Annotated in this window: 8 protein-coding genes and 1 pseudogene; 4 read left to right on the top strand and 5 right to left on the bottom strand. The window is 67.7% G+C overall.

What is annotated here, in order from left to right; genetic code table 11:
- The first annotated feature begins 96 nt into the window (after positions 1 to 96).
- Complete coding sequence (gene helR, locus ACWPXK_RS17400) at positions 97 to 2292, top strand: RNA polymerase recycling motor ATPase HelR (RefSeq protein WP_454197178.1); 2196 nt, start codon at positions 97 to 99, stop codon at positions 2290 to 2292.
- A gap of 169 nt (positions 2293 to 2461) precedes the next feature.
- On the opposite strand, the gene ACWPXK_RS17395 is transcribed toward helR, so the two are convergent.
- Together ACWPXK_RS17395 and ACWPXK_RS17390 are read right to left on the bottom strand one after the other, a co-directional pair.
- The gene (locus ACWPXK_RS17395; protein WP_454197177.1) at positions 2462 to 3304 is read right to left on the bottom strand and encodes a glutamate ABC transporter substrate-binding protein; all 843 of its coding nucleotides are present in this window, start codon (positions 3302 to 3304) and stop codon (positions 2462 to 2464) included.
- A gap of 164 nt (positions 3305 to 3468) precedes the next feature.
- On the bottom strand, positions 3469 to 4128 hold the full coding sequence (locus tag ACWPXK_RS17390; protein ID WP_454197176.1) for a hypothetical protein: 660 nt from the start codon (positions 4126 to 4128) through the stop codon (positions 3469 to 3471).
- An 18-nt stretch (positions 4129 to 4146) separates the two neighbouring features.
- Between ACWPXK_RS17390 and ACWPXK_RS17385 the strand changes: the two genes are divergently transcribed.
- Positions 4147 to 4401 carry a hypothetical protein gene (locus ACWPXK_RS17385; RefSeq protein WP_454197175.1) on the top strand — a complete coding sequence of 85 codons (255 nt, stop codon included), beginning with the start codon at positions 4147 to 4149 and terminating at the stop codon, positions 4399 to 4401.
- A 242-nt stretch (positions 4402 to 4643) separates the two neighbouring features.
- Positions 4644 to 5006, top strand: a complete 363-nt coding sequence (locus ACWPXK_RS17380) for a hypothetical protein (RefSeq protein WP_454197174.1) — start codon at positions 4644 to 4646, stop codon at positions 5004 to 5006.
- Between the two features lie 130 nt (positions 5007 to 5136).
- On the opposite strand, the gene ACWPXK_RS17375 is transcribed toward ACWPXK_RS17380, so the two are convergent.
- Positions 5137 to 10599 (bottom strand): ATP-binding protein, encoded by a 5463-nt coding sequence (locus ACWPXK_RS17375; RefSeq protein WP_454197565.1) that lies wholly within the window; start codon positions 10597 to 10599, stop codon positions 5137 to 5139.
- Positions 10600 to 11017: 418 nt separating this feature from the next.
- Complete coding sequence (locus ACWPXK_RS17370) at positions 11018 to 11836, bottom strand: class I SAM-dependent methyltransferase (RefSeq protein ID WP_454197173.1); 819 nt, start codon at positions 11834 to 11836, stop codon at positions 11018 to 11020.
- Between the two features lie 138 nt (positions 11837 to 11974).
- Here ACWPXK_RS17370 and ACWPXK_RS17365 point away from each other — a divergent pair.
- A pseudogene (locus ACWPXK_RS17365) lies at positions 11975 to 12421 on the top strand (FAD-dependent oxidoreductase); the annotation flags it as partial.
- 519 nt (positions 12422 to 12940) lie between these two features.
- On the opposite strand, the gene ACWPXK_RS17360 reads toward ACWPXK_RS17365, so the two are convergent.
- A complete protein-coding gene (locus tag ACWPXK_RS17360) occupies positions 12941 to 13180 on the bottom strand; it encodes a hypothetical protein (protein WP_454197172.1) in 240 nt (79 codons plus the stop codon).
- Positions 13181 to 13244: the final 64 nt, after the last annotated feature.

Below are 13244 nucleotides of genomic sequence, written 5' to 3'. Positions count from 1 at the left end.
ATTTCGCGGAACTGCTGCTCGATGAGGTCAGCTGAAAGGCCGCCAGTGTCCGCGTGAACCACACGGATCATCGAGCCAGGGAGAAAGTGAGGGTGTGTGTCAACTCAGGGGTATGCAGACGAATTGCGGTCCGAGCAGAGCTACGTGACCGGGCTCTACACGCGACTCGACGCCGAGCGCGCGCGAGCGAAGGGGCAGTACAGCGCGGCGTTGCGAGGAAACGGCGGGACCCTCATGGAACGGGATGTCGAGGTGCGCGCGATGGCCAAAGAGGTGAAGCGGCTGGACGTGGCGGACAACGGGCTGTGTTTCGGCCGGTTGGACACCCTTTCGGGCGAACGTTTGTATATCGGCCGGATCGGATTGTTCGATGAGGAGAACGAGTACGAACCGTTGTTGCTCGATTGGCGGGCGCCCGCTGCGCGCGCGTTCTACGTCGCCACCGCCGCCAGCCCGGAGAACATGCGCCGGCGCCGCCAGTTCCACACCGGTGGGCGTCGAGTGGTCGATTTCACCGACGAGGTGCTCGGCCGCCCGGGTGGTGGCGAGCGAGGGGACGCAGCGCTGCTCGCGGCGGTCGACGCGCCGCGCGGTGCGGGGATGCGCGACATCGTGGCGACGATCCAGGCCGAACAGGACGAGATCATCCGGCTCGATCATCCAGGGGTGCTGGTGATCGAGGGCGGCCCGGGCACCGGGAAGACCGTGGTGGCGCTGCACCGCGTCGCGTACCTGCTCTACACCCAGCGGGAGCGGATGGAACGCCACGGCGTGCTCGTGGTCGGGCCCAACCCGGCGTTCCTGAACCACATCGGCCGCGTTCTGCCGTCACTGGGCGAAACCAACGTGGTGTTCATGACCACCGGCGACTTCGTGCCCGGCCTGCGCGTCACCGACCAGGACAGCCCGGAGGCCGCGCGGCTCAAGGGCTCGCTGAAGATCCTGGACGTGCTCGCGGCGGCGGTCGCCGATCGGCAGCGGCTGCCGGAGCATCCGCTACCGATCGAATTGACCGACGTCACGGTGCGAATCGACGCCGAGACCGCGGAGTGGGCCCGGCAGGAGGCGCGCGCGAGCGGTTTGCCGCACAACGAAGCCCGCGCGGTGTTCAGTGAGATCGTCAGGTGGGTGCTCACCGAACGGGCGATAGCCCGGATCGGCCGGGGTTGGCTGACCCGGGAGGACCGCGAAGCATGGGAGCAGTTGCGGGCGGACCTGCTCGCGGAGCTCGCGGACCACGACCAGTTCACCGCCGCGCTCCACGAACTCTGGCCGATACTGACGCCGGAAACACTGTTGGCAGAGCTGTATATGTCGCCCGAACGGCTGCGAGCGGCAGGCGCCGGCCAAGCGCTGTTGCGCGCCGCTGGCGATGCGTGGACGGTGTCGGACGTGCCGCTGCTCGACGAACTGGTCGACCTGCTCGGACGCGACAAGTCGGCCGACCGCGCGGCCGAGCGGGAACAGAAGGCCGAGGCCGAATACGCGGCCGGTGTACTGGACATCCTTATCCGCCGGGAGGACCTGATGGACGACGAGGACCACCTGCTCGCCCAGGACATGGTGTACGCCGAGGACTTGGCGGATCGCTTCCTCGAGCGCGACACCCGTGAACTCGTCGAACGCGCCGCCGCGGACCGGGATTGGACCTACCGGCACGTCGTGGTCGACGAGGCTCAGGAACTGTCCGAAATGGACTGGCGGGTGCTGATGCGGCGCTGCCCGGGCCGATCCTTCACGGTGGTCGGCGATCTCGCCCAACGCCGGTCGGTGGCCGGAGCGACATCGTGGGACATGATGCTGGAGCCGTATGTGCCCGGCCGCTGGCTCTACCGGTCCCTGTCGGTGAACTACCGCACCCCGGCGGAGATCATGACCGTCGCCGCCGCGCTGCTCGCCGACTTCGCGCCCATGGTCCAGCCACCGGAATCGGTCCGTGCGTGCGGCGTCCAGCCCTGGTCGAGGCGGGTCGCCGAGCACGAACTGCCCGCTGCCATCGAGGAATTCGTCCGTGCCGAAGCCGGTCGCGAAGGCACCAGCGTCGTGATCGGGCCACCGGATGTGCCGGGCGCGGTGGCGGCGTCGGAAACGAAGGGCCTGGAGTACGACGCCGTCCTGGTCGTGGAACCGGAACGAATCCTCGCCGACGGCCCACGCGGCGCGGCCGAACTCTACGTCGCCCTCACCCGCGCCACCCAACGCCTCGGCGTCCTGCATCAGGGCCCGTTGCCGCAGGCCCTGACCAGACTCGCCGAAACCGCGACACCCGCCCAGACCGCGAATCAACGGTAGGCGTAGCGATTCGGCGTGCGGCACATCGCCGGAGCCGGGATCGAGGGCTGGTTTCGCCATGGACACGGCACCGGACAGCGGGATATCGCCGCCTACTCCGACACCGCCCCGGAGATCGAAGATCTGCGGGGCGGTGATTTGTGCCGGCGCTGGGATCGGTGGAGTCCGATCAGTACCGGTCGACGGGGGGCGGCGTCAGCGTCGAGTCCCGGAGCGGACCGATCGTTTCCTCGAACGCCTTCTTCCAAGAACCGTCGGCGACCATTGCCTCGATCGCATCGTTGATCTTCGCGCGGGTCTCCTGATCGCCCTTCTTCAGGCCGATGCCGTACTTCTCGATGGTGAACGTGTTGCCGACCAGCTTCAGTTCGCCCGATGCCTCCCCCGCGTAACCGGCGAGGATGATGTCGTCGGTGGTCACCGCGTCGACCGAACCGCTGCGCACAGCTTCGATGCACTGCGAGTAGTTGTCCAGCTCCACCAGCTTGACGTCCTTGGCGTAGTTGTCCTTGACGTACTGCGCCGGGGTGGAGCCTTTGACCGAGCAGAGCTTCTTGTTGCCGGTCAGCGACTCGACACCGGTGATATCGGTGGTCTCCTTTTTCACCAGCAGGGCCTGCCCGGCCACGAAGTACGGCCCGGCGAAGTCGACCTTCTCCTTGCGGGCGTCGGTGATCGAGTACGTGGCAACGATGAAGTCCACCTCGCCGTTCATGATCATCGTCTCGCGTTGAGCCGACGGCGCCTCTTTGAACGTGATGCCGTCGGGCTGCACGCCGAGCTTGCCGGCCACGTACTTGGCGATCTCGACGTCGTACCCGTGGTACGAGCCGTCCGCCTCGCGGAAGCCCAGTCCGGGCTGGTCGAACTTGATGCCGATGGTCAGCTTGCCCTCCCTCACGTGATCACTGGTGGTCGCGGCGTCGCTGCCGCTACCACTACCGCAGGCGGTAGCAGCGAGGGTGACGGCGATCGCCCCGATACCGAGGCGGAGTGCGCGGTTGATCCTCATCGAATTTGGTTCCTTCTCAGGGTGAGCCGTCAGGCCCGATCGGAGTGCTAACGGCACGTCATTTTTCCCGGGAGTCCCAGCGCCCGTGTGGAACGCCTTCCCGCCAGTGGAAACCGGTCGGTCGCGACAGGCCGGTCGCTGGGTGTCGGTTTGTCGGGCGAACGTCAGCCAGGAGTCTTGTCGGCCGGTGTCCGGACGGCTATTTCGCCACCCAGGTCGTAGCTACCGGACAGCCGCAGTCCGTCTCCGCTCCAGAATCGGCCCGGGTCGTACCAGTCGGGGCTGCGGTGTTGGGGGAGCAGTCCCATCACCTGGTATGTCGCAGCGACGATTTCGGCGCAGTACGCGTTCTCCAGTTCTCGGGCAGCCGACCGGCTCGTTTTGCGGCGGGGGAGGCGTGCGCGGCCGCGTAGCCAGCGCCCCGCCAGACCGGCGGTGGAGGGGAACGGTGTGCCGTCGAGCCGGGCGATGGTGCGCAGCACGCTATCCTCCATCTCTCGGGAGGCAGGAGGGTCCAACTGGCGCAACCAGGCCTGCTGACCGTAGCGGTGTGCCCACACCAGCACGGCATCGCGCAGGTTGTGCAACTGGACGCCACGGTGCGTGTTTCCCGACCACATGTCGGGCAGGGATCGTCCTAGCTCCGCGTGCCAGATCAGGGCCGGCAGGTCGTCGATCACCACGGACATCCCGACATGGTTCACCGGACTGTTCGTCGTCATACGGATCACCCGGTCGGCTGTCGAATGGCCACGGAAAAGCCAGATGTCACCCGTTCTGGTGATCTCGACCGCTCGGTCGAGACTGATGCCCATCCCCGTCATGGTCGTAGCCTATGCGTTATGAGGTGGTGGAAGGTGTTGGGATTGGCAGGTGCGGCCGGTGTAGTTGCCACCGGTGCCGTGGTGGTGCGCGCCGAGCGCCGCCGCCGTGCCTACACGCCGGACCAGGTCCGCGAACAACTGCACGTGCGATTGGCCCAGGCGACGTCGGCCCGGGAAGCCGTCGAAACCGCCGCTCCGGAGCCGCGGAAACTCTCCGCTATCAGTGCGCCGATCCGACGATTGTTCCGCCGCCGAGCACAGCAGCGGAAGTGAGGGAGTTTCGGCACATCGCGTCGGAGACCAAGCTGGAGACGGTCATGAGAAGGCCGATCGCCCGGCCAGGGCTTCCCCCTGTTGGTGTCAGATTGCGGCTGCCAACCTACGTAGGCTTCGGGTGATCGGATGTGCGGTGCGAATTCCTGCCCAACGCACCGAACGCCGTCGACGCCGTAACGTCGACAAGCTCTCATCCGAAGATCAACTCGCGCCAAATCAACTGACACCGAGGGAGTTCCATGAACAAAACGCTTATCGCCGCCGCACGAGTCGCGACGGCCGGCCTTTGTGGTCTGGCCGCTGTAGCAATCGTCGGTTCGGGCGCCGCCCAGGCGGCGCCGCAGGATTGCACCGTCGAACGAGATCTCTTCGGTGCGTCGGCGACCTGCCAGCCAGACGGGGGAAGCAACTACGTCCTGCACGTCGACTGCTTCGGCCTCTACGCCAGCGGGCCGTTCCCGCTGTACGGTCTCGGTTCCTATGCTGTTCTCAGCTACCCCTTCACACCGGCAGGCCAGCGCATCACCGCAGGCTGCACGGGAATGGGTCCCGGCGTCGTCGCCGTGTCCACCAACGCCTACGTCGAGACCTACCGCGGCTAGGTTCTGTGCCGAAGTGAGGGAAGGCGGCCCGTTCGGGCCGCCTTCCCTGTGTCGGACACCTCGCCGACGCCTGCCTCATGCCCGACCCGTTGGCCGCAACATCATTCGATCGCCAAGCGCGGCTGAAGAATCAGCCGGGCAGACGGGCTTCGATGGCCTCGATGATGCGCGGGCGGAGTTCGGCGGCGCGGATAATGGCGTCGACCGAACCGACCTCCACAGCGCGCTGAATATTGTGCACGCGGTCGAATTCCGCGGCGACCTCGCCGAGCTTTTCCGCGCGGACCGACGACCGGATCTCGTCGAGTTCCGCGGTCAAGGCCGCACGATCGGTGCCGAATGCGTTCGCGGCGCGTGCCTCCAGGTCCCGCACCCGCGGATCGGCCGCGGTGCGCGTGTTGACCTCACCGGAGAACACCACTGCGGCGGCCGGAGCGCCGCCGAGCACCGAGGCGAACGAGCCTTCCAGCGCGAGTACCGTCATATTCGGGTTCAGCGCCTTCGAGAAGACCACGAACGCGCCGCCGTGATACCGCGAGATCACGCAGAACACGATGGGCCCTTGGAAGTTCACGATCGCGCGGCCGATCTCGGCGCCGTACTCCAGCTGCAGCTTCCGCATCGACTCGGGCGAGCCGTCGAACCCCGACAGGTTTGCCAGCACGACCAGCGGCCGGTTGCCACTGGCCGCGTTGATTGCCCGCGCGGCCTTCTTCGACGACCGCGGGAACAGAGTGCCCGCGGTGTAGGTGTCCGGGCCGTCGGTGGACGGAAAGCCGCGCCGCGGCACACTCCGTGACTCGATGCCGAGCAGGCACACCGGGATGCCGCCGAGATGCGCGTCCTGCACCACTGCCGTCTCGGCGTCGGCCATTCCCGCCCAGCGTTCCAGCACGGGGTGGTCCTGGTCGGAGACCGCCCGCATCACGGTCCGGATGTCGAAGGGCTTCTTGCGGTCCGGGTTGGCGGTGGCGGAGAAGATCTCGCCGACGGTGGTGAAGTCGCTGCCCGCCATGACATGTGGGAAGTCGGAGACGTCGCGATCGACGGGGTCGTTGGTCCGCGACCGCCGCGGCGCCTGTTCACCGGGTGCGACGTACGTGTGGTCGTAGTGCGACATCAGCACGTCCCGCGCGGCGGTGAGGTTCGGCGCCCAGTATTGCGCCTGCCCGTTCGGACCCATCACCCGGTCGTAGCCGCCGATGCCGAAATTGTCCTCCGCTGACACGCCACCGGAGAAGTCCAGCGACTGCTTGCCGGTGAGCACCATCGCGGACTCCGGCGTCATCACCAGAATGCCCTTGGTGTGCATGAGCATCGTCGCCTCGGCGTTCCAGTACGGCTGCGCACCGACGTTGATGCCCGCGACCACGATGTTGATCTCACCGCCGTCCTGGGTGAACTCGACGATCCGCTTGAGCGCCGCCGCCACCCAGTCCATGTTCTCCGTGCCCGACTCCATGGAGATCCGGGCACCGGCCGACAGCGCGTACCACTCCAGCGGCACCTGCATCCGTTCGGCCAGGTCCAGTGCGGCGATCACGCGGCGGCACTCCGGTTCCGACAGTGCGCCCAGCGACTTCGTCGGATCACCCAGCAGCACCACCCTGGTGACGCCCTGCGGATGCTGCTCGGTTGGTGTGGTGACCACGCCCGCGACGATCGCCGCGGTGTTGCGCCCCTTGGGCCGGTCGACCGCCACCAGCGTGTGGTCGGCATCGAGGTCGTATTCGGCGAACTCACCGAGCAGACCGGTCAGCTCGTAGGGGTACACGGTGTTGCGGCTGCTGGCCCGCAGCACCTTCTGCCGGTATTCGTCGATCGGCTCGACCGGCTCGTCGGACGGCTCGCCGACGCTCACCTCGGTGCCGCCGGTGGAGTCGAAGGAGATGCGCACGGCGACTTTGGTCAACTCGCCGGTCTGCGGATCACGCTGCCGCGCGATGAGCAGAATCTCCTCGAGCCCCGCGCCCGCGGTGGTCGGCTGCACGTGCCCGCCGATCGTCTTCAGCTCGTCGCGGGTGACGTCGATCGGCGGCCAGATGTACATCACGATGCGGTTGGTGTTGAAGCGTTTGGCCGACGGCCGCCGCGACTGCGCCCGGCGGATCGAGTCGAGGCAGGTGGCGATGGCGCTCTCCGCCGTCGGCAGCGCGAGCAGACGGCCGTCGTGCTCGCGCAGTGCGGCCAGATCACGCACCTGCGCGAACGCGATGAGGCGATCGTCCGACGGGTTCTCTTTCGCGACGCACCGGAACAGGTAGACCTCCTCGTCGTCCGAGGACGGCAGCCGGGTGAGGTCGAACTTGTGCAGCCGCTCGATCTGCATCCGCTGCGCGATGTACGGGTGCAGGCCGCGGATCAGTCGCTCCTCGTCCATGCCGGTGGCAGACGGGCGGAAGGTGAAGTGGTGGTGCATCACCGCGCCGCCGCTACCCGCGACGGTGGCGGTGATCCGGTGCACCTGGCTCGGCAACGGATGCGCGCTGATGACCTCGTGCAGCGCCGCTGCCATCGCGTCGAAGTCCCCTGGCTGCTTCTCCCAGCTGAGGTAGATGTCGGCGTCGATGGACGCGGCGCCGCCGGCCAGCTCGGTGAGTCCGCGCAAGGCGGTGTCGAGCGCGTCGAAGCTCACCGCGGCGGACAGCAGGCTCGAGCCGCCACGCTCCGCGATCACGAATGTGCAGCCGCCCACCTCGTGGGTGCGAACGCCGGTGAGCCCCTTGTTGCCGTAGTACCGCCGGGTCAGCACCTCGAGCATGACCGTGTTGTCCAGCTTGCCGCGCACCAGACGCTGGCCGAGCAGCCGCACCAGTGGCTCGGTGCTGCGTACCATCTCGGAGATGCGCTCGGCGCGATCGGGAGTGTCCGGGTGCGCGTCCAGGTAGGTCAGGTGCTTGCGGACGTTGGTGTACACGCGGGCGCGATTACGCCGCAGCAACGGCTGGCCGTACCAGGCGTACACCACGCCGCGCGCGAGGTCGGCGATCACGGGGAAGCGCACCTGCGTCGCGGCCACCAGCCGCTCCAGTGCCAGGCCGGCGGGCTCGCGCAGCACGCGGTCCGGCACCGGCTCCTGCAGCCACTCGCGCAGCAGCGTGGTGATGACCGTGACGGTGTCGGACGGGCGTTGCTGGGCGAGGAAGATCCGGAAGACCGCGGCTTCGAGTTCGGGGGAACGCTCCAGATCGGTGACACCGTAGTGCACGAGTGCCTTGGCGAGCTTGGCCTGGAACGACTCCGGCAGCCCGGCCCGCTCGACGTCGAGGCTCTGCAAGTAGGTATGGAAGTACTCGCGGGCGCTGTGGACGTGGCCGTGGATGTCCTCGTCGGACGACCGGTTGTGGCTCAGCTCGGCGAGGTCGGCGAACACACCGACGAGTTCGAGCTCCTCGGCGAGCGGCCTGCGGCCGTCCGCAATGGCTGCCCGGCGCGCGGTGAGGTAGTCGTCGAGCACGCGGCGGTCGTCGTGTGGGTCGACGTCGAAGCCCAGCAGCAGGCTGCGCAGATCCTCCTGGCACCGGGTAGTGCGCTCATGCGGTTGCACCTGCGCGGTCCCGGCGGGCAGGTCCAGCTCGACGGACCCCGCCGCCGCGGTGTCCTCGGCCTCGTCACCTTCGGCGAGCGGCTCCAGCCGCAGCAGCGGTGCACCGGCCTCCACCTGGGTGCCGACGGAGACGCCGCATTCCTTCAGTCGCGCCTTGAACGGCGCGCGCAGCACCGTTTCCATCTTCATGCTCTCCAGCACCAGCACCGGCGCGCCCGCTTCGACCTCGGCGCCGATCTCCAGTGGCGTCGCAACGACCAGCGCGGGGGCGGGCGAGCGGACTACGCCGCCCTCGTCGCGGCTGACCCGGTGCGTCACACCGTCGACATCGATCAGGTGGATCGGCCCGTGCGTGCCGGTGATCAGGCGGTATCGGGTGCCGTTGACCACGATTTGCCCGGTGTGCCGATCGAAGCGCTCGAGATCCACGTCGGCGGTGCGGATGTCGCCACCCGCCTCGATTCCGATGCGGAACCGATGAGCCCCGATGCGTGCGACGCGCACGCGGTAGCCGACGCCGCGCAGCTTGAGGTCGAGCGGTCGACCACTCTCGTGCTGCACCTGCGGACGTCCACCGGATGCGGTGGACAGCAGACGGTGCCGCTCGACCCGTTCCTCCTCCTCGTAGGCATCGATGGCGGCGGCGGCCACCGCGATGGCGGAGTGCCGGTGCGAGACGAGCCTGCCCTCACCGCGGACGCGGTCGATCCAGCCGGTGTCCGCGCTGGCGTCGATCACCTCGGGCTGGTTCAGCAGGTCGAGCAGGAAGCTCTTGTTCGTTGCGCCGCCTTCGATGATCACCCTGGTCTGCGCCACTGCCCGGCGCAGCCGGCCCAGCGCTTCCTCTCGGTCACGGCCGTAGGCGATGATCTTGGCGATCATCGAGTCGAAGTCGGCGGGAATGGTGTCGCCTTCGCTGACACCGGTGTCGACGCGGATGCCCGGCCCGGCCGGCAGGTCCAGCAGCGCGATGCGGCCCGGGGCGGGCGCGAAGTCGCGATCGGGATCTTCGGCGTTGAGCCGGGCCTCGATGGCGTGCCCGCGCTCGGTCGGCGGCTCGCCCTCGAGGCGGCCGCCGGATGCCACCGACAGCTGCGCCTTGACCAGATCGAACCCGGTGGTGGATTCGGTGATCGGGTGTTCCACCTGCAGGCGGGTGTTGACCTCGAGAAATGCGAACAGCTTGTCACCGGGGTGGTAGAGGAACTCGACCGTCGCCGCGCCGCGGTAACCGACCGCGATCGCCAGCCGTTCGGCCGACGCCTTGAGCTCGGCTGCCTGCTCGGGCCGCAGCACCGGTGACGCCGATTCCTCGATGACCTTCTGGTTACGCCGCTGCACCGAGCAGTCGCGGACACCGAGCGCCCATGCGGTGCCCTGGCCGTCCGCGATCACCTGGACCTCGACGTGCCGGGCGCCGGTGACCAGGCGCTCCAGGAACACCACGCCGCTGCCGAAAGCTCGTGCGGCCTCCTGGCGGGTGCGCTCGTAGGCATCGACGAGCTCGGCCTCGTTCGTGATCACCCGGATACCGCGGCCGCCGCCGCCCGCGGTTGCCTTCAGCATCAGCGGATAGCCGATCTCGGCCGCGGCTGTCAGCGCGGCGTCCACGGACTCGACTTCGCCACGGCTCCACGGCGCGACCGGTACGCCGACCTCCTCGGCGATCAGCTTCGCGCCGATCTTGTCACCGAGCTTGCGCATGGCCTCCGGGCTGGGGCCGATGAAGGTGACTCCGATTTCCTCGCACAGCTCCGCGAACGCCGGGTCTTCCGCGACGAAACCCCAGCCGACCCAGGCGGCGTCCGCACCGGTCGCCACCAGCGCACGCTCGAGCGCCTTCAGATCCAGGTACGGCCGCGCAGACGCCGGACCGAGGTCGTAGGCGATATCGGCCTCACGCACGAACGTCGCGTTCCGGTCGACATCGGTGTGCAGAGCGACCGTTTCGATCGGGCGCGCGGTCTCCGCGGCCAAGTCTCGGACGGCGTGGATGAGGCGCATGGCGGCCTCTCCGCGGTTGACGATGGCGATGCGGCTGAACACTCGCCAGCTCCTTCCTCTCCAAAACTCTGGCCCCGGTCGACGGGCGAGGGTTGCGACTCTCCCGCGTAGTGTGCACCTATATTCCACGTATGTGCACAGCGCGCGGGTGTTACTCGCCCGTATCTCGGAGTGTCGCGCTCTCCGGCGCAGGTGACACCGTGCGATCGTCGCATCCCATCGGTCTATAGGCGCACACCGACGCCTCACCGGCCACCCACCCGTGGTTCACGGACGCCCCGCGGCACCCGGTTCGGTGTATCGCTGAGGATGGCAGGTTCATTCGATCGAATCCGCAAACTTGGGCAGCCAACGAAATACCTGGTTCTGCCAGAAGTTCCACGCGTGGATTCGGAACGGCCGCACACTCACTCGTGGGCGCCGCGGATACGAGACGGCCCGGTCGACCCCAATGACCAGGTCAGGCCGATCGGCGTGCGGTGACCAACAGGTACTCCCACTCCATCCGCCCGTTGCCCAGGTCGTGTTGGGAAGCGAGATCCGCGAGTTCCCGGTCCAATTGCGCGATCCGGTCGGGTTCGGCGGCAATGGCCTTGTACACCGCGACCGTCGGTCCGTAGTAGGCCTTGAAGAAGTCGCGGAACTCGGCGCCGTCGGCGAAACGATCAATGACCGCGTTTTCGCGCCGCAGCTCCAGGTCGGCGACACGATCGCCCAGTAGCGACCGGACATGCGTCTCGTCGCCCCACAGCGGTGGCGGCTGCGCACCGGGTGGGGGCGGTGGAGCGTACGGTTTCATCGTGGCGAACATCTGCCCGATGAATCCGGTGGGTGTCCAGTTGATCAGCCCGATCGTGCCGCCCGGCTTGGTGACGCGCACTATTTCGTCCGCGGCCGCTTGGTGGAACGGCGCGAACATGACGCCGACGCAGGAGATTACGACGTCGAACTCGGCATCGGCGTACGGCAATGCCTCGGCGTCGGCTTCCTGCCACTGCGGGTCGACGCCCCGTGCGGCGGCGATCCGCCGACCCGCCTCGAACAGCTCCGGCGTGAGGTCGCTCGCCACGACCTCCGCACCGGCCTCCGCGGCCGGGATCGCGGCGTTCCCGGACCCGGCCGCAATATCCAGCACCCGCTGACCCGGACCGATACCGCAGGCCTCGACGAGACGCCGGCCCAGCCCAGGGATCACCTCGGTGGCGACAGCGGAGTAGTCGCCCAGTGCCCACATTGCGCGATGCCGCCGCTTGAGATCAGCAGGCCCGGATCCGGTCATCTGATTCTCCCTCTGCAATTGGGGCAGGTGAACGCTGCCGTACTGCCGAGCAGGTGTTTACCCGGCAGGGCTGACAACAAACCGCGACGTCGGCACGCGGTGTCTTGTGGCCGAACCCCTCGAGATGAAGGAGACACCATGAGCGGCAACATCGATGTGGTCGTGATCGGCGGCGGATACGCCGGTGTCATGGCGGCCAATCGCCTGATGCAGCGCGACGACGTCACCGTGACCCTGATCAACCCGCGCCCGTCCTTCGTCGAGCGGATCTACCTGCACCAACTGGCGGCCGGGACCCACGAGACGATCGTCGAGTACGGCAAAGTTCTGGGCGAGCGTGTCCGACTGGTGGTCGATACCGTGACACGGATCGACGCCTCCGAACGCAGCGTGACGTTGGCGACCGGCGGCACGGTCGGCTACGACTATTTGATCTACGCGGTCGGCAGCGGCAGCGCCGACCCGAACGTTCCCGGAGCGGCCGTGTTCGCCTACCCGATCGCCACCCTCGAGGAGGCGCAGCGGCTGCGGCCTGTCCTCGATGCCGCGCCCGCCACGGCCGCGGTGACGGTGGCCGGAGCCGGTCGGGTCGAGGATGCGAAGCGCCGGCAGGTGTTGCAAGCCGAGCGCGACGAGGCGATCGCCACTCTCTGACCCGGCGCCGGGGCCACACATCGGTGGTCGGCCCGCCCCGCAGGTCGTCCTCATGAGCGACGGCGGCGGTATCAAGCGCGCCGCGCTGCGACCGGTCATCGGCGCCGAAAAAGTGAGCCGATACATCCTCGGCGGCATCGGCAAACCGCAGCCGCACTCACCGGCGACCCCACCGTCGTCAACGGCAGCCCGCGCTCCTCATGCGCCTGAACGGCGAAATCGACGCCATCATGGCGATCCGTGTCGAGGACGCCCGCATCACCGGCCTCTACTACGTCCGCAACCCCGAGAAGCTGACCCGCGTCGAATCCGAAACCCCACTCACCTGCGATGAATACCGGTGGGGGAATGGCGACCCAGTTCGATCTCATCGGGGCTCATGGCAGGCAGTGATATCCGGTGGCCAACACGGTCGCGGGTGCGGGTGAAAGGCTCGATTCGGCTATCGACTCAGAGCAGAGCGTACTCAGACTTCACACATGCTCGCGTCCGGTCAATTCTTTCGCACCATTGGTCGTGCAGCGTTCTCCAGTCCTCGGCGGCCGCGCGGATCCACTTCTCTTCCAGCTCTGCCGCAGCCAAGGCGGGTTTCTCCCTCTCGACTTCGTTCTCCGCGTGTGCGGCACGGTCGACCAGTTCGGTCCAGCGACTGAAGTCCTGGGGTAGCGCGTTGCCGGCCTGCTTGTGCATTGCAACTCCTTCCTGACCGTAGTTGGTTGTTCTCTGAATCTGTCCTTCTGGATGGCGTGCTCGG

The organism is Nocardia sp. Marseille-Q1738, from assembly GCF_965283145.1.
This window is presented reverse-complemented; position numbering and strand designations above follow the sequence as displayed.

Excerpts from the sequence above, each read along its gene's own strand:
- ACWPXK_RS17390 (WP_454197176.1), bottom strand. The coding sequence starts at position 4,128 with ATGACGGGGATGGGCATCAGTCTCGACCGAGCGGTCGAGATCACCAGA.
- ACWPXK_RS17370 (WP_454197173.1), bottom strand. The coding sequence starts at position 11,836 with ATGACCGGATCCGGGCCTGCTGATCTCAAGCGGCGGCATCGCGCAATG.
- ACWPXK_RS17385 (WP_454197175.1), top strand. The coding sequence starts at position 4,147 with ATGAGGTGGTGGAAGGTGTTGGGATTGGCAGGTGCGGCCGGTGTAGTT.
- ACWPXK_RS17395 (WP_454197177.1), bottom strand. The coding sequence starts at position 3,304 with ATGAGGATCAACCGCGCACTCCGCCTCGGTATCGGGGCGATCGCCGTC.
- ACWPXK_RS17360 (WP_454197172.1), bottom strand. The coding sequence starts at position 13,180 with ATGCACAAGCAGGCCGGCAACGCGCTACCCCAGGACTTCAGTCGCTGG.
- ACWPXK_RS17380 (WP_454197174.1), top strand. The coding sequence starts at position 4,644 with ATGAACAAAACGCTTATCGCCGCCGCACGAGTCGCGACGGCCGGCCTT.